General features: G+C 55.6%; 18 protein-coding genes. 9 read left to right on the forward strand and 9 right to left on the reverse strand.

Annotation, left to right across the window (positions count from 1 at the left end; all coding sequences use genetic code 11):
• Window positions 1-13 precede the first annotated feature (13 nt).
• The 6 genes from ACFIO0_RS18150 to ade all read right to left on the reverse strand — a co-directional run bounded on the left by ACFIO0_RS18150 (window position 14) and on the right by ade (window position 6,531).
• The gene (locus ACFIO0_RS18150) at window positions 14-1,264 is read right to left on the reverse strand and encodes a glycosyltransferase (RefSeq protein ID WP_390911806.1); all 1,251 of its coding nucleotides are present in this window, start codon (window positions 1,262-1,264) and stop codon (window positions 14-16) included.
• A gap of 41 nt (window positions 1,265-1,305) precedes the next feature.
• A complete protein-coding gene (locus ACFIO0_RS18155) occupies window positions 1,306-1,719 on the reverse strand; it encodes a thioredoxin family protein (RefSeq protein WP_390911807.1) in 414 nt (137 codons plus the stop codon).
• 82 nt (window positions 1,720-1,801) lie between these two features.
• Window positions 1,802-2,671 (reverse strand): EamA family transporter, encoded by an 870-nt coding sequence (locus ACFIO0_RS18160; protein ID WP_390911808.1) that lies wholly within the window; start codon window positions 2,669-2,671, stop codon window positions 1,802-1,804.
• A gap of 145 nt (window positions 2,672-2,816) precedes the next feature.
• Window positions 2,817-3,104: an HU family DNA-binding protein gene (locus ACFIO0_RS18165; RefSeq protein ID WP_390911809.1), complete on the reverse strand. Its 288-nt coding sequence runs from the start codon at window positions 3,102-3,104 to the stop codon at window positions 2,817-2,819.
• A 139-nt stretch (window positions 3,105-3,243) separates the two neighbouring features.
• On the reverse strand, window positions 3,244-4,707 hold the full coding sequence (locus ACFIO0_RS18170; RefSeq protein ID WP_390911810.1) for an AMP nucleosidase: 1,464 nt from the start codon (window positions 4,705-4,707) through the stop codon (window positions 3,244-3,246).
• A gap of 21 nt (window positions 4,708-4,728) precedes the next feature.
• The gene (gene ade, locus ACFIO0_RS18175) at window positions 4,729-6,531 is read right to left on the reverse strand and encodes an adenine deaminase (protein WP_390911811.1); all 1,803 of its coding nucleotides are present in this window, start codon (window positions 6,529-6,531) and stop codon (window positions 4,729-4,731) included.
• A gap of 89 nt (window positions 6,532-6,620) precedes the next feature.
• On the opposite strand from ade, the gene ACFIO0_RS18180 reads away from it, so the two are divergent.
• Window positions 6,621-7,043, forward strand: a complete 423-nt coding sequence (locus ACFIO0_RS18180) for an ArsC/Spx/MgsR family protein (protein WP_390911812.1) — start codon at window positions 6,621-6,623, stop codon at window positions 7,041-7,043.
• A 38-nt stretch (window positions 7,044-7,081) separates the two neighbouring features.
• Window positions 7,082-7,516 (forward strand): VOC family protein, encoded by a 435-nt coding sequence (locus ACFIO0_RS18185; protein WP_390911813.1) that lies wholly within the window; start codon window positions 7,082-7,084, stop codon window positions 7,514-7,516.
• On the opposite strand, the gene ACFIO0_RS18190 is transcribed toward ACFIO0_RS18185, so the two are convergent.
• Complete coding sequence (locus ACFIO0_RS18190; protein ID WP_390911814.1) at window positions 7,471-8,373, reverse strand: LysR substrate-binding domain-containing protein; 903 nt, start codon at window positions 8,371-8,373, stop codon at window positions 7,471-7,473. The genes ACFIO0_RS18185 and ACFIO0_RS18190 overlap by 46 nt on opposite strands.
• 103 nt (window positions 8,374-8,476) lie before the next feature.
• On the opposite strand from ACFIO0_RS18190, the gene ACFIO0_RS18195 reads away from it, so the two are divergent.
• Genes ACFIO0_RS18195 through ACFIO0_RS18215 form a run of 5 tightly spaced genes read left to right on the forward strand, consistent with a single transcriptional unit; the run spans window position 8,477 to window position 14,176 of the window.
• Window positions 8,477-9,220 (forward strand): class II aldolase/adducin family protein, encoded by a 744-nt coding sequence (locus tag ACFIO0_RS18195; RefSeq protein ID WP_390911815.1) that lies wholly within the window; start codon window positions 8,477-8,479, stop codon window positions 9,218-9,220.
• Window positions 9,210-10,193: a sterol desaturase family protein gene (locus ACFIO0_RS18200; protein ID WP_390911816.1), complete on the forward strand. Its 984-nt coding sequence runs from the start codon at window positions 9,210-9,212 to the stop codon at window positions 10,191-10,193. Before ACFIO0_RS18195 ends, ACFIO0_RS18200 begins: the two co-directional genes overlap by 11 nt.
• The gene (locus ACFIO0_RS18205; RefSeq protein ID WP_390911817.1) at window positions 10,190-11,350 is read left to right on the forward strand and encodes an acyl-CoA dehydrogenase family protein; all 1,161 of its coding nucleotides are present in this window, start codon (window positions 10,190-10,192) and stop codon (window positions 11,348-11,350) included. The genes ACFIO0_RS18200 and ACFIO0_RS18205 overlap by 4 nt, the downstream gene beginning before the upstream one ends.
• Window positions 11,351-11,386: 36 nt before the next feature.
• Window positions 11,387-13,393: an acetate--CoA ligase family protein gene (locus ACFIO0_RS18210; RefSeq protein WP_390911818.1), complete on the forward strand. Its 2,007-nt coding sequence runs from the start codon at window positions 11,387-11,389 to the stop codon at window positions 13,391-13,393.
• Window positions 13,394-13,396: 3 nt separating this feature from the next.
• Window positions 13,397-14,176 carry an enoyl-CoA hydratase-related protein gene (locus ACFIO0_RS18215; protein ID WP_390911819.1) on the forward strand — a complete coding sequence of 260 codons (780 nt, stop codon included), beginning with the start codon at window positions 13,397-13,399 and terminating at the stop codon, window positions 14,174-14,176.
• Here the strand turns inward: ACFIO0_RS18215 and ACFIO0_RS18220 are convergent.
• A complete protein-coding gene (locus ACFIO0_RS18220) occupies window positions 14,173-14,799 on the reverse strand; it encodes a methyltransferase domain-containing protein (protein ID WP_390911820.1) in 627 nt (208 codons plus the stop codon). The genes ACFIO0_RS18215 and ACFIO0_RS18220 overlap by 4 nt on opposite strands.
• A gap of 76 nt (window positions 14,800-14,875) precedes the next feature.
• Here ACFIO0_RS18220 and ACFIO0_RS18225 point away from each other — a divergent pair, with 76 nt between their 5' ends.
• Both ACFIO0_RS18225 and ACFIO0_RS18230 read left to right on the forward strand, forming a co-directional pair.
• A complete protein-coding gene (locus ACFIO0_RS18225; RefSeq protein ID WP_390911821.1) occupies window positions 14,876-15,730 on the forward strand; it encodes an SDR family oxidoreductase in 855 nt (284 codons plus the stop codon).
• 78 nt (window positions 15,731-15,808) lie between these two features.
• Window positions 15,809-16,597: an ion transporter gene (locus ACFIO0_RS18230; protein ID WP_390911822.1), complete on the forward strand. Its 789-nt coding sequence runs from the start codon at window positions 15,809-15,811 to the stop codon at window positions 16,595-16,597.
• Window positions 16,598-16,600: 3 nt separating this feature from the next.
• On the opposite strand, the gene dxs is transcribed toward ACFIO0_RS18230, so the two are convergent.
• Window positions 16,601-18,541: a 1-deoxy-D-xylulose-5-phosphate synthase gene (gene dxs, locus ACFIO0_RS18235; RefSeq protein ID WP_390911823.1), complete on the reverse strand. Its 1,941-nt coding sequence runs from the start codon at window positions 18,539-18,541 to the stop codon at window positions 16,601-16,603.
• Window positions 18,542-18,550 lie beyond the last annotated feature (9 nt).

Below are 18,550 nucleotides of genomic sequence, written 5' to 3' on the forward strand. Positions count from 1 at the left end.
GCTAAGGTACGATCTAGGCGGGAATTTCGATCCGCTTGTCAGATGGTACAAGCGCGTTGATCTGGCGCAAATGTTCGGGCAAACACACCGTCAAGAAGTCATAGGTTTCGACCACATGTTTGCGTGCGTTTGGCCCGATATGCGCAAATTTTTCTGGTTCGGCGCAAACCTTTGCCACTTGATTGGCCAGCGCTTCGGGATCGAAGAAATCAACAAGCAGACCGGTTTCCCCATGGGTGATCGCCTCGCGCACAGGGGCCACATCGCTGGCGACAATTGTGGCCTGCATCGACATGGATTCCAGCAACGACCAGCTCATGACAAAGGGCATTGTCAGGTAAATATGGCAGCGGCTGATCTGGATTATTTTTTGGTAATCCTCGTAGGGAACTTGCCCCAGAAAATGCACCATGTCCCAATTTACGCTGTCACCGACCTCGGCCTCCATTTGGCCGCGCAGCCCGCCTTTGTGTTTGGATTTGCCGCCATAAGACGTGTCATTGCCGCCGATCACCAGCACGCGGGCGTTGGGCCGTTTCGCTTGTAGCGTCGGCAGCGCGCGCATGAATTGATGAAAGCCACGCGTGGTTTCAAGGTTGCGGGCCATGTAGGTCACGACCTCGTCCTGGCGCGTGATCGGTTTTTCCAATCGCCCAAGTTCCAGCGTCACATCAGCGTTTGGCAGCATCTGTTCTGTGCGAATTCCGTCATGACAGACATAGCCACGATCATGGAAGGTTTTGGGAAAGCGATCGCGCTGCCAGTAGGTCGGGAAATGCGCTTGGTCGACGACCTCGATATTCACCAACGGTACGGTGTTGTGCGCGGCCATCAGGTAGGGCGAATGTTCCGATACTGGGCTTTCGGGATCAAAGCCAACTGGCCCACCTTTGACGGAATAGTAGTATTCGAAAAAGCCGATGACGGGCACGTCAGGGTAGATTTCCTTGATAAAGGTCAATTCACCCCAGCCGACGTGGCCGATGATAATGTCTGGCGTCCAGCCGCCATCGCGCAACTGTTTGGCTGCCATTGCCGCACCAAAGCCTGAGCCGGCGGCGTTTTCCCATGTTTTGACCAAGCCATAAGCGTCGTCTTTTGCGCGGTTGTGCGGCTTGTAGATCACCTCTCGCACGCCTTTGAATTTGGGCGGACTTTTGCGCTGCGTCAAAAACACAATGTCATGGTCACCGCTGTCCCCTAACCATTGCACAAGCTCGCGATATTGGCCGGGCATGTTTTGGTGAACAAACAGGAATTTCATGACAGGGGTCTCGCTCGGATGATTGTGTTCAAGGGTGTCGTTCAAGCGGCTAAAGCGGCATCGAGCAAAGCACGGATTTTGCGCTCAAAGGGTTCGTTTTCGATCCGCGTGATTTCGCGCCCGTTTTTCATCACAACAAGGGTTGAGCGGCGCGTGACCTTCATCCGGTTGGTCATGATCGATTGCCCGAACGTGTCCCAGTTGATGTCAACAAAGGTCAGGTCCGAATAGGCGGGGTTTTCACCGATCAGCTTGGCGATCAGTTCCAGTTTGATCTGACAGGTCAACGACCAACTGGCGCGCCAATTCAGGATCACGGTTTGATCGGTTTTGCGGATGCGATCCCATTCCTGGGGCGAGAATGTGATCGAGGTGTAGGCCTGCGCCATGTGGGGCAGTGCGGTGCCAGCAATCGCGCTGGCGGCAGTCATCATTAAAAAAGCACGACGGTTCATCTATAGGCTCCGGAAAACACGTAATTTGGCCAGACAGTACTTTGCATTTGTGGCTCTGATAAGGCTCGGGGTGGTCAAATGCTCAGGTTTTTGCTTGCCGTGACAGTTGTACCGCAAGAATACCGACGGTGATGATCAACACGCCGATCACATCGCGCAGGCTCAGGCGTTCACCCAGCAGCAGTGCGGCAATGGCGACGCCAAAGAACGGGTTCAAAAAGTGGAAGGTGGCGGCCCGAACGGCACCGATACGTTCGACCAGTTTGAACCAGATCCACGTGGCCAATAGCCCGGGCGCAAGCGTGGTATAGACAAAGGCCGCGATCAGTTCGGGGGTGACGTTCACCACCAGCGTTTCAGTCACGCCCGAGGCAACGCCAAGGATCGCAGAGCCCACCAACATTTGCAGACCCACAACCATCAACAGGTTTCCGCCAGACGACGCGCCACGCATCGACAGCGTTGCGACGGTCAACGCGACGGCTCCGATCAAGCACAATGCGACGCCGCGCAAATCGACGCCTGCCTCGATCCGTGCCGACATGATGATCACCACGCCCGCGATCCCGAACGCCAATCCCAACACGCCCAATTTCGGCAAACGGTCGCGGAAAATGATCCAGCTGGCCAGCGCAACCATCAGCGGCATGGTGGATGCGATGATCGATGCAAGCGAGGCTTGGATCGTCTGCATCGCCACAAAATTCAGACCCAGATAGATCGCGTTTTGGCAGAGCCCAAAGATCAAAGTTGCGCGCCACTGCTCGCGGCTTAGGGCCCATGTTTGACCCAACGCGCGCGCGATAATCACCCCGATGATACCAGACAAAAGGAACCGCATCGCAAGCGAGGCAAGCGGCGGCGCATCCGCGACAATGATGCGGGCCGAGGAAAAAGCAGAGGACCAGATGAAGGCAAACAGAAGCCCCATAGCAATTGCGCGGATATCCATCTGGTGGGCTTTCTGTGAGGAAGTGATTGAGCGCACAGTTTCCGAAAATTGATCTAGGTGCAATGGTGCGCGAGCTCTGATCCGCCCAAGAAAAAAGGGCCACCCCTTTCAGAGTGACCCTTTCGAAAACTGGTGGTGGGCTAAATTAGCCGTTCACGCTGTCTTTCAGAGCTTTCGCAATTGTCATTTTGACAACTTTGTCCGCGTCTTTTTTGAACTGTTCGCCTGTCGCAGGGTTACGAACCATACGCTCTGGACGTTCGCGGCAGTAGATTTTGCCAACGCCTGGAAGAGTAACGGCACCGCCGCCAGATACTTCACGTGTGATCAGGTTGCACACTGCGTCGAGTGCTGCGCCTGCTGCTTTTTTGTCTGCGCCCATATCTTCTGCCAATGCGGCGACGAGTTGGGTTTTGGTCATCGGTTTTGCCATTATGGTCTCCTTCGTCCGCCCGAATGTTGGGCCTCATTCGTGGAATGTAACGGAATGTTGTGGATGAACACAACGAATAGTGGGGCAAAAAATCCCAAAAATACGTATTATTATCGTTTTTCGCGGCGTCACGGGCAACTTACAGGAACGCAGTCTCTTCAAACGAGCGTAATTTGCGACTTTGAATGCGTTCCAGTGGCATTTCCCGCAGGTGCTCCATCGCGCGAATTCCGATCATCAGGTGATTTGCGACTTGGGTTTTATAGAAATCCGAGGCCATTCCGGGCAGTTTGAGTTCCCCATGAAGCGGCTTGTCAGACACACACAGCAGCGTTCCGTAAGGCACGCGGAACCGGTAACCGTTGGCGGCAATCGTTGCGCTTTCCATATCCAAGGCGACCGCGCGCGATTGTGATAGCCGCTGAACAGGCCCCGATTGATCGCGCAGTTCCCAGTTTCGATTGTCGATTGTTGCGACTGTGCCTGTCCGCATGATCCGCTTTAGTTCGTACCCTTCTAACTTGGTCACTTGGGCCACGGCGGTTTCCAGCGCGATCTGGATTTCAGCGAGTGCGGGGATCGGAATCCAAACCGGTAGATCGTCATCCAAGACGTGGTCTTCGCGCAGATAGGCGTGTGCCAGTACAAAATCACCCAGCGCTTGCGTGTTGCGCAGCCCCGCACAGTGCCCGACCATCAGCCAAGCATGCGGACGCAGAACAGCAATGTGGTCAGTGGCGGTTTTAGCATTCGATGGCCCGACCCCGATGTTGACCAAAGTGATGCCAGACCCGTCCGCCCGTTTCAGGTGATAGGTTGGCATTTGCGGTACTTTGTCAGAGCCTGCGAGGGTCTGATCGCCGGATGTGATTTCCTCGTTTCCGGTGGATACAAATGCGGTGTAGCCGCTGTCGGGATCATCCAGTTGCGCACGGGCGTAGGATTCAAATTCGGACACGTAGAACTGGTAGTTTGTGAACAGAACGTGGTTCTGAAAATGCGATGGATCGGTCGCGGTGTAGTGCGACAAGCGGGCCAACGAATAGTCGACGCGCTGGGCGGTGAATGGCGCCAACGGGCCAGTGTCATCAGGTGACACATACGTCCCGTTTACAATGTCGTCGTTTGTGGTGCTCAGGTCCGGCACATCAAAGAAGTCGCGCAATGTGAAATCAGCAGCGCCGTCATGAGGGACGGTGATCGAAGTGTCGTTGGCCACGGCAAAATGCACCGGAATCGGAGTATCGGATGGCCCGATGGTCACGGTCGTGTCGTGGTTTTCCAGCAGCAAGCACAGTTGCTGTACCAGATAATTGCGAAATAAATCCGGTCGCGTAATCGTTGCGGCATAGGTGCCGGGCATCGATACATGGCCGTAGGACAGGCGCGTGTCGATCTGGGCAAAGCTGGTCGTGGTGATGCGGACTTCGGGGTAAAATGCGCGAATACGTGCCGCGGGTGCGCCGTTGATCAGCGCCCCTGAAAAATGTTCGCACAAGAACTCTGTGGCTTGGACATACAGCGTCTCAAGCCGATCTACCGCCGCCTCTGCGTTATCAAATTTTTCGGAAGCCCCAGTTTCGGGTGTCATTATTTTTGTCATTATTTTCTCTTTTTTCTGCGCCTATTTGGGCGTCTCTATTACGGGTATAAATTCGAATGTGCGCACATCGACCAATCCAAGGTCAGAAATGCGCAATTCAGGGATCACGACGAGCGCGAGCAGTGAATGCTGCATGTACGCGTTGTTTAGGGTGCAGCCGGAATCGACCATCGCGGCGATTAGCTTGTCCGCTTTTGCGGCGACTTTGGCTGCGGGTTGGTCTGACATCAGGCCCGCGATGGGCAGCTCGACCAAGGCTTGTTCTACGCCATCTTTGAACAGGGTGATGCCGCCGCCAACCTCGGCCAAACGGTTGGCGGCCAATGCCATATTGGCGCGGTCTGTGCCGACAACAATCATGTGGTGGCTGTCGTGCGCGACCGTGGATGCCATGGCCATAGGCCCCTCGTATCCAAAGCCGGCGACGAATGCATTGACCACACCGCCCGTCGCTTGGTGGCGCTCGACAAGTGCGATTTGGCAAGTGTCACCATGGCTTTGGACCAGCCCGTCTTGAACAGGAAGGTCAAGCTTTAGCGCCTTCGTCGGCGCTTGATTTTCGACAACGCCGATGACGTTTGCACTGACTGAATTTGACCCGGCAGGGGCCGCGATTTCAAAATCTTTTGCGCTCAGGGTTTTGCCCAGATGCACGGTTTGACGCGCTTTGGCAGGCCAATCCAAATGCGGGCATTCAACGCTGATTTTACCGTTGTTAGACACTGTTTTACCACGCGCGATCACTTGTTCTATCGGTAGCGTTGTCAGGTCAGAGGTCAGGATCACGTCCGCCCGACGACCGGGGGTAAGTGAGCCGATATCGCGTTCCAGACCAAAGTGTGTCGCGGTGTTGATCGTCGCCATTTGCAAGGCCACCAGCGGGTCGCATCCGCACGCAATTGCATGACGGACAACGCGGTTCATGTGCCCTTCGTTCACGAGCGTGCCAGAGTGGCAATCGTCGGTACACAAGATCATGTTGCGCGAATCCAAACCCTTTTGCGTGATCGCGGTGATCTGGGTTTCGACGTCATACCACGCTGATCCGAGGCGGATCATTGACCGCATCCCTTGGCGCATTCTGGCGACGGCATCTGCCTCGCAGGTGCCCTCATGATCGTCGGCCGGACCACCGGCAACGTAGGCCGCAAACGCAGGCCCAAGATCGGGTGACGCATAATGCCCGCCAACGGTTTTTCCGGCCCTTTGGGTCGCGGCCATTTCAGCCAGCATTTGCGGATCAGCGGCAGACACGCCGGGGAAATTCATCATCTCGCCAAGGCCAACAATGCCCGGCCACGTCATCGCCTCAGCCACGTCCTCGGCGGTGATTTCAAAACCTGTGGTTTCCATGCCCGGGGCGCTGGGCGCGCAGGATGGCATTTGGGTAAAGATGTTGATGGGCTGCAAAAGCGCCTCGTCATGCATCAACCGCACGCCCTCAAGGCCCAGAACATTGGCGATTTCGTGGGGGTCTGTGAACATGGATGTGGTGCCGTGCGGGATCACGGCAGCGGCAAATTCTGCCGGGGTCAACATGCCGGATTCGATGTGCATGTGCCCATCACACAGACCCGGGATCATGTAGCGACCGTTCGCCTCGATGATGTCGGTGTCGGGGCCAATGCAATGGCTGGCGTCTGGCACAACGCAGGCGATCCGCCCGTACGTGATGGCAATGTCGTGGTTTGGCAAAGCTTCGCGCGTGTGCACATTCACCCAAATTCCGCCGCGAATAACGACCTCAGCGGGCACGCGACCTGCGGCGGTTTCGATCAAATGGGGGGCGACGTCGGGCCAGCTTGGGAAAGTGTTGTGTTCCATGGACCGATTATTCGTAGATTGGAGGAAGGTGCAAGGGGGTGCGGCCTCAGTTCTTGAAACTGTTACATATGACAGGCTAAAGACTGCGTATGGATATCATCATACATCACTTTCCCGAATGCGGGACATCGACCCACGCGCTGAAAATCATTCGCGACGCCGGGTATGATCCTGTCGTGAACGAATACATGAAAACCGGTTGGACCAAACCGCAACTGCAAGAGCTGTTTGCAGCTGCCGGCATGACCGCACGGCGTGCGTTGCGCATTCACAAGACCAACGCCAAAGAGTTGGGTTTGACGGCCGAAGGCGTTAGTGAAGACGAGATATTGGATGCAATGGTCGTGTTCCCGAAATTGGTGAACCGCCCGATTGTGGTGACCGACGATGGCGTCGCGTTGTGCCGCCCGTCCGAAGCTGTTTTGGACCTGCTCCCGAACTGGCCCGCTGGCCCCTATCCAGCCAAGGATGGGTCGCCTTTGATTGATGCTGATGGCAATCGCGTCGATTAGGGACTTTCGGACTTGGCAATTCATGGCATAGTAAGCCCATGGATTTTGAAAACGTCAGCGCCGGTGACTTTGGTAAATCCCTTTCGGGGGTTGGGCTAAACCTGTTGGTGCGCGATGTTGCGGCCCAATGTGCCTTTTTCGAGACCGTTTTTCAGGCAAAAGCGCATCGTATCTCAGCTGACTTTGCCATCGTAACCTACGGAACTGACGTGTTTCAGTTGCACAGTGATGGCACGTATCACGCCAATCCGTTGTTGAATTTACTGCCTGAAAACCCACCGCGCGGTGCCGGGATCGAGATCAGATTATACGACACTGATCCGGATCAGGCCGTGGTGCGTGCGCAAACCTTGAACGCGATGATCTTGCAAGAACCAACCAACAAACCCCACGGTCTACGCGAGGCATATATCTTGTGCGAAAACGGTTACGCATGGGTGCCAAGCCGCGCATTACGTTCTGACGAAGCGTAGTCGCGCGCCATTTCCTCGGTGATCCAAGCTGCGAAGTGAGCGGCGTCAGCTTTGCCTTCTGCCCTCGGGTTTAGTGTTAGATAATAGGCCTCTTGCATTTGCGCCGAATGTGCAAACGGTCGAACAAGACGGCCGTTTTCCAGCAAATGATGCACCATGCAATCATGCGCCATAGCAAGCCCTGCACCGGCCTCTGCTGCGGCCAACGCTGTCCCTAAAACGCGGGTATGATTTATCTTTGGGGCTGGCATCGGGGGCTGCGTTTCTGCCCACGCATCCCAAGTTGTCAGCATCGCGGTGCAATAAAACAAACGATGTTGGGCGATTGTGTCCAACTGAACGGAATAGTCAGGGGCGCAGACCGGATAAAATGTGTCCCAAGTAAGCCGCTTGGCTTGTGGATCGGCCTCTGGTGAAATCAGCAACCGGATTTCTATGTCAGCTTCATCAACACGTTCCATTCTGTCCCAAATGGCGGTTGTGATGTGCAAATGCATGTCAGGGTGGCGTGCGTACAGTCGTGGCAAGCGTGGGGCCAGCCAGTTGGTCGAAAACGTGAGGTTGGTTTGAATATGCAGGGCGCGGGTTGTACCGCTATCGACCAACATGCGGGTTCCGCGTTCTAATGTCTGAAATGCCTCGCGCACGACTGGGACAAAATTAAACCCTGTGACTGTCAATTCCAACGCCCTTGGTCGCCGATAAAACAGCGGTTGCCCCAGATGATTTTCCAACGACTTGATCTGCTGGCTGACCGCACTTTGCGTCATGTTTAATTCCGCCGCCGCCGCAGTGAACGACAAATGGCGGGCAGCGGCCTCAAAGGCGCGAAGCTGGTTGAGCGGCGGTAGGTTCATAAGTCATACATTAGTCAAGCTAATGCCACAGCGAAAGTTTTTTCGTTGGTCACAGTACACGGTGTCGATCATCCTGACTGCAAATCAAGAGGAGGACAGCGGTATGGACCGTCCGAATATGGATCATTGGCAAGAACGCGTGGACCTGGCAGCGGCGTTTCGCTGGACGGTTCGATTGAACATGCACGAGGCCGTGGCGAACCATTTTTCCCTCGCAATAAATGACGATGGTACCAAGTTCCTGATGAACCCGAACCAGAAGCATTTCAGTCGGATCAAAGCCAGTGATTTGATCGTGGTTGACGCCAATGACCCTACCAGCATGGAAGGGCTGGATGCGCCTGATCCGACGGCTTGGGGGCTGCACGGCGGCATGCATCGACACTGCGCACACGCCCGCTGCGCCATGCACGTTCATTCGCCTTATGCGACAGCTTTGGCCGCGTTGGCGGACAGCCGGCTACCCCCTGTTGATCAGAACGCCTGCACGTTTTTCAACCGCTATGTGATCGACGAAAGCTACGGTGGATTGGCGTTTGAGGAAGAGGGTATTCGCTGCGCGCAACTGTTCGATGACCCTAAGAAAAAGGTCATGATCATGGGCAACCACGGCATCATGATTGTTGGTGAAACCGTCGCGGAAACATTTAATAGGCTCTATTATTTCGAACGTGCCTGCATGACATACATCATGGCATTGCAAACCGGGCAGCCCCTGCGTGTGCTGTCTGATGAGGTTGCAGAAAAGACAGCACAAGAACTAGAAACCTACCCCGAACAAGATGCGCGCCACTTGGCCGAGCTTAAGGCGATACTGGACGACGAAGGGTCCAATTATGCCAGCTGATGAACCGGATTATGGCGTCTGGAATTACCACCCTGATTTGCCGCTAAAGGATCCTTCGATCTTTTCCAAAGACGCATCACCACAGTACATCGCCGGATGGTTTCGCCGGAACTGGTTGGCGCTGAGCGAACGAATGATTCTACTGATTTTGTCCGTTGCGGCCTACTATCTTTTGTACCCGTCGCTGGACGTCGCGCGTGAATGGAGTGTTGGCTGGGTGGCCCAAACCTACCTCGTGAACATGGGTTTTGTACTGGCAATCGCGGGCGGGCTGCACTGGTATTTCTACATGCGAAAAGGCCAAGGCAAGACGCTGAAATTTGATGGTCGCGATCAGGCCAAGTCCAACCGCGCGTTCCTGTTTGCGGATCAAGTCCAAGACAACATGTTCTGGTCGCTTGCCAGCGGTGTCGCCCAGCTAACTGCGTTTCAAGTGGTGACAATGTGGTTGATGGCGAACGGGTATGTGCCAGTGATTACGCTTGCCTCTAATCCGATTTGGTTCGTGCTGTGGATCGTTTTGCTGCCTGTTTGGTCGGCCTTCCATTTCTATTGGGTGCACCGTTTGCTGCACGTTCCCTTCCTTTATACCCGCGTCCATTCCCTGCATCATCGCAACATCAATATCGGGCCTTGGTCCGGATTTTCGATGCATCCGGTGGAACATATTTTGTACCTAAGCAGCCTGTGCGTGCACTGGGTTGTTGCCTCGCATCCGATCCACCTGATTTTCCATGTGCTGTACCAAGGGCCGGGCGCTGCGATGACGCACACAGGGTACGAAGACCTGCTGATCAAAGACAAACGTAGCCTCGCGCTGGGCACGTTTTATCACACGCTACACCACCGGTATTTTGAATGTAATTACGGCAATCAAGAGATGCCGTGGGACCGTTGGTTCGGAACTTTTCACGATGGCTCTGACGAGGCCACAACACAAACACGCGACCGCAAAAAGAAGATGTATCAATGATTTACGGCCTAACTGACGAACAGAACATGATTGCGGACACCGTGCGCAGCTTTGTAGAAAAAGAGATTTATCCGCACGAAGAACTGGTTGAACGCACCGGCGAAGTGCCTGCCGAGATCGCGCAAGAGATTAAGCAAAAGACGCTCGATCTAGGTTTTTACGCGTGTAATTTCCCGGAAAGCGTTGGCTGCGCGGGGCTGAGCCACGTCGAATTCGCGCTGGTTGAACGGGAACTTGGGCGTGGGTCAATGGCGCTGAATCATTTTTTCGGGCGGCCTCAGAACATCTTGATGGCCTGCGAAGGTGACCAAATCGAACGCTATCTGATGCCTGCCGTTCGGGGTGAACGGATGGATGCGTTGGCAATGACCGAACCGGGTGCGGGATCGGATGTGCGCGGCATGAAATGTTCTGCGGTACGCGATGGCGGCGATTGGGTCGTGAACGGGACAAAGCACTTTATTTCGGGCGCGGAACATGCCGATTTCATCATCGTTTTCATCGCGACCGGCGAAGATGACACGCCCAAAGGCCCGAAAAAACGCATCACTGCATTCTTGGTGGACCGGGGGATGCCGGGCTTTACGATCAGGGACGGGTACAAATCAGTCAGCCATCGTGGCTACAAAAACATGATCCTCGATTTTGACGATTGCCGACTGCCAGATGCACAGGTTTTGGGCGAGGTTGATGGCGGGTTCGCGGTGATGAATTCGTGGCTGTATGCGACGCGCATTACGGTTGCGACGATGTCCGTTGGCCGTGCGCGCCGTGCGTTTGATTACGCGCTGAACTATGCCGCCCAACGTGAACAATTCGGGCAACCCATTGGCAAATTTCAAGGCGTCAGTTTTCAATTGGCGGACATGATCACAGAGATTGACGCGGCTGATTTACTAACGCTCGCCGCCGCTGATCGTCTGGACAAAGGGCTGCCTGCAAACCGCGAAATCGCCTCGGCAAAACTGTATGCCTCAGAGATGCTGTCGCGGGTCACAGACGCCGCGATTCAGGTGTATGGCGGCATGGGCTTGATGGATGATTTTCCGCTTGAACGGTTTTGGCGTGATGCGCGGGTTGAGCGGATTTGGGACGGGACGTCGGAAATTCAACGCCACATTATCAGCCGTGAAATGTTGCGCGCGCTGGGGGCATGACGTTGCTTCGCTGTGGCTACACAAAGCGTGACCGGCATGCGTGATTTGTCTCGCCTTTTGCGCCCGAAATCCATCGCGGTCATCGGCGGTGGTGCGTGGTGCGATCAGATAATTCATCAGTGCCAAAAGATCGGCTTTCAGGGTGATGTTTGGATGGTTCACCCCAAAGGGATCGCTCTGCGTGGTGTGCAATCTGTTCCAACGATTAGCGATCTGCCGGGTGTTCCGGATGCAGTTTTTGTCGGTGTGAACCGCCATCTGAGCATCGATTTGATTGGTCAATTGTCCGCAATGGGTGCCGGTGGTGCCGTATGTTTTGCATCGGGTTTTTCCGAAGCCGTGGCCGAAGATTCGACTGGCCATGACTTGCAATCTCAGTTGGTTGCGGCTGCGGGCGACATGCCGATCTTGGGGCCGAATTGCTACGGATTTATCAACGCGCTTGATAACGCGCTGTTGTGGCCGGACCAGCATGGCTGCGCACCTGTGGATCGCGGGGTGGCGATCCTGACGCAATCGTCGAACATCGCGATCAATTTGACCATGCAGCAGCGTGCCTTACCGATCGCCTACACCGTGGCGTGTGGGAACATGGCGCAAACCAGTCAGGCGCAGATCGCGTTGGCGTTGTTGGACGATCCGCGCGTCACTGCGATTGGCCTGCACATTGAAGGGTTCGGGGATACGGCGGAATGGTTCGAGTTGTCACAAAAGGCGCATGCCAAAGGTGTTCCGCTTGTCGCGTTGAAGGTCGGAAAATCGGATCAAGCACAGCATGCGACGATCTCGCACACGGCGTCGCTTGCAGGCAGTGATGCTGGTGCGCAGGCGCTTTTGCGACGATTGGGCATTGCGCATGTGCATGATTTACCGACGTTTTTGGAGACGCTAAAACTACTGCATTGCAACGGCCCGCTGGATGCTAGAACGCTGTCTTCAGTCAGTTGCTCAGGTGGTGAAGCAAGCCTTGCCGCCGACACAGCACACGGGGGATCAATGTCATTTCCGGCACTGACAAATGATCAAAAACAGTCCCTAAAAAGGGCTTTGGGGCCCATGGTCGCCTTGTCAAATCCGCTTGATTACAACACCTACATTTGGCGTGATGCGCAGGCGATGACGGATGCGTGGCTCCCGATGGCGGCACTGCATATCGGGCTGACTTTGTTGATCGTTGATTATCCGCACACTGACGCCAGCGATTGGGTTTGCGCAACCGAGGCCGCAATCGCTGTGCGTGCACAAAGCGGACGACCCGTTGCTGTTGTTGCGACCTTGCCCGAACTGATGCCGCTTGATGTCGCGCACACTTTGATGGCGGCTGGCGTCACCCCGATCAACGGTCTTAGCGAAGCGATTACCGCCGCTGAAATCGCTGCAAACATGAGCGCCCCATCAGATGTGCCACCCTTGCTTGCCGGCGACGATCGTGACGGTGTCGTGATGACAGAATTCGAGGCCAAGTGCGCCTTGGCTGATGTGGGCGTCACCGTTCCGCGAAATGCTACGGGCCTTTCAAGTGCTGCGGATCTTGTTCAACCTTTTGCTGTCAAGGGCATGGGGATTGCACATAAATCTGAATTGGGTGCTGTCAAATTAAACGTGGTCCATGCTGATTTGAAGTCCGTGATTGCAACATTGCCCGGCACATCGATCCTGATCGAGGAGATGGTTCAGGGCGCTGTCGCCGAGATGTTGATCGGCGTCGTTCGTGATCCTGCGCATGGTTTTGTGCTCACGTTAGGGGCGGGTGGCGTGTTAACAGAATTGCTGCAGGACACGGTTTCGCTGCTGATCCCTGCCAGTGTTTCGGACGTCAAAACGGCTCTAACACGCCTCAAAACATACAAACTACTGACTGGGTTTCGTGGAAAACCCGCAGTAGATATCGATGCTTTGGTGACATCCATCATGGCCGTGCAGGCCTATGTAGTTGCCCACGCCCATACGATCAGCGAAGTTGAAATTAACCCGATGATGTGCATGCCTGATGCCGCAATCGCTGCGGATGCGTTGATCCGAAAATGTCCCGAAAGGACCTAAGCTATGAACCCGATCAAAACGCGCCGCGATGGTAGCATTTTTGAAGTCACTCTGGATCGCCCCAAGGCCAATGCCATCGATCTGGTGACCAGCCGGATCATGGGGCAAGTGTTCGCAGATTTCCGCGACGATCCCGAATTGCGGGTCGCGATTATTACCGGCGGCGGCGACAAATTCTTTTGTCCCGGCTGGGACTTAAAAGCAGCGGCAGACGGGGACGAAGTCGATGGTGACTACGGCGTTGGTGGCTTTGGCGGTCTGCAAGAGTTGCGAGATTTGAACAAACCTGTCATCGCGGCCGTGAACGGTATTTGCTGCGGCGGTGGGCTGGAATTGGCGCTAAGCGCGGACATCATTCTGGCGGCTGATCATGCCAGTTTCGCGTTGCCGGAAATCCGGTCCGGCACCGTTGCCGATGCCGCCAGCGTTAAATTGCCCAAACGCATTCCGTATCACATCGCGATGGAACTGTTGCTGACCGGGCGTTGGTTTGATGCCGTCGAAGCCAATCGCTGGGGCATTGTGAACGAAATAATTGCAGGCGCTGATTTGATGGACCGCGCATGGGATCTGGCGCGCTTGCTCGCCTCCGGTCCACCTCTGGTTTATGCGGCGATCAAAGAGGTGGTGCGTGATGCCGAGGATTCGAAATTCCAAGACAGTATGAACCGCATCACCAAGCGACAATTGGGGTCGATTGACCGGCTCTATGCCTCAGAGGATCAGCTAGAAGGCGCCAAGGCGTTTGCCGAAAAACGTGATCCTGTCTGGAAGGGGCGCTAGCGCTTTCTGAACAGCGCGACGTAGCCGGTGTCATTGGCGTTTTCGCCCGTGGCATCGTCCGCATAGATCGGCAATTCGGTTAGGGCAAAGTCGCAAATATGTGGCTCTAACTTAGCTAGTTTTGCCTGAAATCCCTGGTCGACATAGTGCTGCGCGTTGATCGACAGTGCGATCCAGCCACCGGATCGCGTGACACGTAACACTTCGTCCAATGCCTCAGGGCCGACGTGCCCGTGGGTGAACGTGCCCGAGCTGACAACGCCTGCGTATGCACCGTCCGGCACGTCCAATCCTGCGAGAATGTCGCCGATGAAAAGGGCCGCATAGATGCCTTTGGCACGTGCGACCTCTAACATTTCTGGTGAAATATCTGTGGCGTCAATTTGGTCCAAACCGCGCGCCCGCAGGGCATGGCCGCATAACCCCGTTCCGGCCCCGATATCCAAAACCGGTTGATACCCGCCGGCGTTCACATAGGCCCGCGCGACGTGTTCGTGCATGATGTAGCGGTGCGCAGCGGCAAAGGTTTCATCGTAGGTTTTAGCCCATTCTTTGTACAAGCGCTGCGAATCTTGCGGCGTTTTCAAATCATAGGCACCAGTCAGCGAAGGTGTTTTTTCCATTCACAAAGAGGAGCGCAGAACGCCCGCGTGCGCAACCCCTCTTGCGTCGTGACCTCGCAGAGGTCACCTATGGGGTATGACAAAAACCATGCTCTCTTTCGGACACGGCTATTCAGCGCGTGAAGTTGCCAAGACTCTTTTGGCAGATGGATGGCGCGTGATCGGTACGACCCGGTCCGAGGAAAAAGCAGCAGCGCTGCGGGCGTCCGGTGTTGACCCCTTGGTCTGGCCGGGCGCTGATTTGACGGGTGCAATTGCGGCCGCAGATCACATCCTGATTTCGGCCGGTCCAGATGGTGACGGCGATCCGGTGTTCAACGCGTGGGGCCCACAAATCGCGGCGCGTGCCAAGGCGCTGAATTGGGTTGGCTACTTGTCCACAACTGGGGTTTACGGAAATTTCAATGGCGCGTGGGTGGATGAAAATACGCCGCTGAATCCGACAACGCGGCGCGGGCAATTGCGCAAATCTGCAGAAGAAAACTGGCAATCTATTTCCGACCTACCTTTGCATATTTTCCGCCTTGCGGGCATTTATGGCCCTGGTCGTGGCCCGTTTTCCAAAGTGCGAAACGGCACCGCGCGTCGTGTGATCAAAGAGGGCCAAGTGTTTTCGCGCACTCATGTCGAGGACATCGCGCAGATTGTCCTTGCCTCAATCGCGCGGCCTAATCCCGGGGCTGCCTACAACGTGTGCGACAATGATCCTGCCCCACCCCAAGACGTGATTGCGCATGCGGCGGAACTGCTGAACATGCCCGTGCCAACGGCCATCGCGTACGAGGATGCCGAGTTCACACCGATGGCGCGCAGCTTTTACGCCGAGAACAAAAAGGTCCGCAATGACCGGATCAAGGATGAACTGGGGGTAACGCTAAAATACCCGACATATCGCGAAGGTTTGGCAGCCCTTTTGGCGCAATCAGAATAAATTAGCTATTGTGCGCTATGGCCACCTTGTCGGGGCTACGCAGCACTTGCATACAAGCGCGGTAACGAGGGCTGATAGATGACACTGCAGGACAACATCAAAGCGTTTCTGGATCGTGCAATTGTACGCAACGCCATCATCGGCGTGATCATTTTCAACGCGATCATTCTAGGGCTCGAAACGTCCGACTTTGTGATGGATCGGATCGGTGGATTGATCCGCTTGCTGGACATGCTGTGCCTCAGCATTTTTGTCGCCGAACTGGTCGCCAAGATGTTTGCCTATCGTTTCCGGTTCTTCCGTGACGGGTGGAACCTGTTTGATTTCGTGATCATTGCGATTTCACTGGTGCCCGCTGCCCAAGGGTTCTCTGCCCTGCGCGCGCTGCGGATTTTGCGGGTGCTGCGGGTTGTGTCTGCTGCCCCCAGCCTGCGCCGCGTGGTAGAAGGATTCATTACCGCATTGCCCGGCATGGGGTCGGTGTTTTTGCTGATGGCGCTGATCTTTTACATCGCGTCAGTGATCGCGACAAAACTGTTCGGAGAGTCGTTTCCTGAATGGTTCGGATCGCTCGGTGGGTCCGCATATTCGTTGTTCCAAATCATGACGTTAGAAAGCTGGTCAATGGGCATCGTGCGCCCCGTGATGGAGGTTTACCCCCTCGCGTGGCTGTTCTTTGTGCCGTTCATCATGGTGACGACCTTCGCCGTGGTGAACCTGCTGGTAGGCTTGATCGTGAACTCGATGCAGGACGCACACCACGAGGAATCAGATGCGCAAACCAGCGACTATCGCGACGACGTTGTCGAGCGTTTGAAGGCGATCGAAACGCATCTCGCCGCACTCGGAAAATCGCAAAACAAATAGCAGTTACGCGCGGGCTTCGCCAATTGTTGCTATGCCCATTACGTCCAAAACCTTGGCTTCGATGTCTGCCGCGTTCAGCTTGGCGTCGGCGTACATGTCTTCGGGATTTGCGTGATCGATAAAGGTATCCGGCAGCACCATTGAGCGGAATTTTAGCCCGTGATCAAACACGCCTTCATCCGCCAACAGTTGGGCGACGTGGCTGCCAAAGCCGCCAATCGCGCCTTCTTCGATGGTGATCAACGCGTCGTGGGATGCGGCCAATTCAAGGATCATGTCGCGGTCCAAAGGTTTGGCGAAACGCGCGTCCGCAATTGTCGGGGTGATGCCTTTGGCAGCCAAAGATTCGGCAGCTTTTTGCACTTCGGATAGACGCGTGCCAAACGACAACAATGCGACCTGTGCACCCTTTTGGATCATACGGCCTTTGCCGATTTCCAAGGGTGTGCCGCGTTCAGGCAGCTCAACCCCGTTGCCTTCGCCGCGCGGGAATCGGAACGCGATTGGACCGTCATCGTGGGCTGCTGCGGTGGCAACCATGTGCGCCAATTCGGCCTCGTCCGCGGCGGCCATCACCACAAATCCGGGTAAGTTCGCTAGGTAGGCGACGTCGAATGCGCCCGCGTGCGTGGCACCATCAGCGCCGACCAATCCGGCGCGGTCGATAGCAAATCGCACAGGCAGGCGTTGGATGGCGACGTCATGCACAACTTGGTCGTAGCCGCGTTGCAAAAATGTGGAATACATCGCGCAGAATGGTTTCATTCCACCTGCCGCCAAAGCCGCCGAAAATGTTACGCCGTGCTGTTCTGCGATGCCCACGTCAAAGCAGCGGCTGGGGTAGCGTTCGGCGAACAAATTCAGGCCGGTGCCGTCTGGCATGGCTGCGGTCACCGCGCAGATTTTGTCGTCGAGCGCGGCTTCTTTCAGCAAGTATTCCGAGAACACTTTGGTGTAGCTAGGCGCATTGCTGGGCGCTTTTTTCTGCTCGCCTGTCACGACGTTGAACTTGGACACGCCGTGCCCTTTGTCGCGGGCTGTTTCGGCGGGGCCGTAGCCTTTGCCTTTTTTGGTCAGAACGTGGATCAGGATCGGGCCAGTCGCGCGTTGTTTGACGGTGCGCAAAACGGGCAACAACTGGGTCAGATCGTGCCCGTCGATGGGCCCTAGATAGCTGAACCCAAGTTGCTCAAACAAGGTGCCACCAACGGTCATGCCTTTTAACATATCCTTGGCCCGCCGCGCTCCTTCGCGGAACGGTTCAGGCAGCAGGCTGACGGCCCCTTTGGCGGCGGCCTTGAGATCTTGAAACGGTTCTTCGGCGTAAAGGCGCGAAAGATAGGCCGACATCGCACCGACGGGTGGGGCAATCGACATTTCATTGTCGTTCAGGATCACGATCAGGCGCTTGCCCAAATGACCGGCGTTGTTCATCGCCTCGTAGGCCATGCCGGCAGACATCGATCCGTCGCCGATGACTGCAATCGCGTCGCCCAATCCTTCGGGGGTCACACCGCCCAAATCACGCGCGACGGCAAAGCCCAAAGCGGCGGAAATCGACGTTGAACTGTGCGCTGCGCCAAATGGATCGTAGGGTGATTCAGAGCGTTTGGTAAATCCGCTAAGCCCGTCTTTTTGGCGCAGGGTGCGAATGCGATCACGGCGTTCGGTCAGAATTTTGTGAGGGTAACATTGGTGGCCCACATCCCAGACAATCTTGTCGCGCGGGGTGTCGAAAATGGCATGTAACGCGACCGTCAATTCGACCACGCCCAAGCCCGCACCCAAGTGTCCGCCCGTAACAGACACAGCAGAAACGGTTTCGTCGCGCAGTTCTCCAGCCAGTTGGATCAACTGTTTGTCCGACAGTTGGTTCATGTCGGACGGGCGCTGGATCTGATCCAGAAGCGGGGTATTTGGGCGGTTGCTTGTATGATCGGACATTGCCGTTTT

The sequence above is a fragment of the Pseudosulfitobacter sp. SM2401 genome (genome assembly GCF_042932805.1).
GTDB lineage: Bacteria > Pseudomonadota > Alphaproteobacteria > Rhodobacterales > Rhodobacteraceae > Ascidiaceihabitans.

What these genes read in the sequence shown, in the direction of transcription:
- ACFIO0_RS18150 (WP_390911806.1), bottom strand. Translation starts at nt 1,264, where the DNA reads ATGAAATTCCTGTTTGTTCACCAAAACATGCCCGGCCAATATCGCGAG.
- ACFIO0_RS18155 (WP_390911807.1), bottom strand. Translation starts at nt 1,719, where the DNA reads ATGAACCGTCGTGCTTTTTTAATGATGACTGCCGCCAGCGCGATTGCT.
- ACFIO0_RS18160 (WP_390911808.1), bottom strand. Translation starts at nt 2,671, where the DNA reads ATGGATATCCGCGCAATTGCTATGGGGCTTCTGTTTGCCTTCATCTGG.
- ACFIO0_RS18165 (WP_390911809.1), bottom strand. Translation starts at nt 3,104, where the DNA reads ATGGCAAAACCGATGACCAAAACCCAACTCGTCGCCGCATTGGCAGAA.
- ACFIO0_RS18170 (WP_390911810.1), bottom strand. Translation starts at nt 4,707, where the DNA reads ATGACAAAAATAATGACACCCGAAACTGGGGCTTCCGAAAAATTTGAT.
- ade (WP_390911811.1), bottom strand. Translation starts at nt 6,531, where the DNA reads ATGGAACACAACACTTTCCCAAGCTGGCCCGACGTCGCCCCCCATTTG.
- ACFIO0_RS18180 (WP_390911812.1), top strand. Translation starts at nt 6,621, where the DNA reads ATGGATATCATCATACATCACTTTCCCGAATGCGGGACATCGACCCAC.
- ACFIO0_RS18185 (WP_390911813.1), top strand. Translation starts at nt 7,082, where the DNA reads ATGGATTTTGAAAACGTCAGCGCCGGTGACTTTGGTAAATCCCTTTCG.
- ACFIO0_RS18190 (WP_390911814.1), bottom strand. Translation starts at nt 8,373, where the DNA reads ATGAACCTACCGCCGCTCAACCAGCTTCGCGCCTTTGAGGCCGCTGCC.
- ACFIO0_RS18195 (WP_390911815.1), top strand. Translation starts at nt 8,477, where the DNA reads ATGGACCGTCCGAATATGGATCATTGGCAAGAACGCGTGGACCTGGCA.
- ACFIO0_RS18200 (WP_390911816.1), top strand. Translation starts at nt 9,210, where the DNA reads ATGCCAGCTGATGAACCGGATTATGGCGTCTGGAATTACCACCCTGAT.
- ACFIO0_RS18205 (WP_390911817.1), top strand. Translation starts at nt 10,190, where the DNA reads ATGATTTACGGCCTAACTGACGAACAGAACATGATTGCGGACACCGTG.
- ACFIO0_RS18210 (WP_390911818.1), top strand. Translation starts at nt 11,387, where the DNA reads ATGCGTGATTTGTCTCGCCTTTTGCGCCCGAAATCCATCGCGGTCATC.
- ACFIO0_RS18215 (WP_390911819.1), top strand. Translation starts at nt 13,397, where the DNA reads ATGAACCCGATCAAAACGCGCCGCGATGGTAGCATTTTTGAAGTCACT.
- ACFIO0_RS18220 (WP_390911820.1), bottom strand. Translation starts at nt 14,799, where the DNA reads ATGGAAAAAACACCTTCGCTGACTGGTGCCTATGATTTGAAAACGCCG.
- ACFIO0_RS18225 (WP_390911821.1), top strand. Translation starts at nt 14,876, where the DNA reads ATGACAAAAACCATGCTCTCTTTCGGACACGGCTATTCAGCGCGTGAA.
- ACFIO0_RS18230 (WP_390911822.1), top strand. Translation starts at nt 15,809, where the DNA reads ATGACACTGCAGGACAACATCAAAGCGTTTCTGGATCGTGCAATTGTA.
- dxs (WP_390911823.1), bottom strand. Translation starts at nt 18,541, where the DNA reads ATGTCCGATCATACAAGCAACCGCCCAAATACCCCGCTTCTGGATCAG.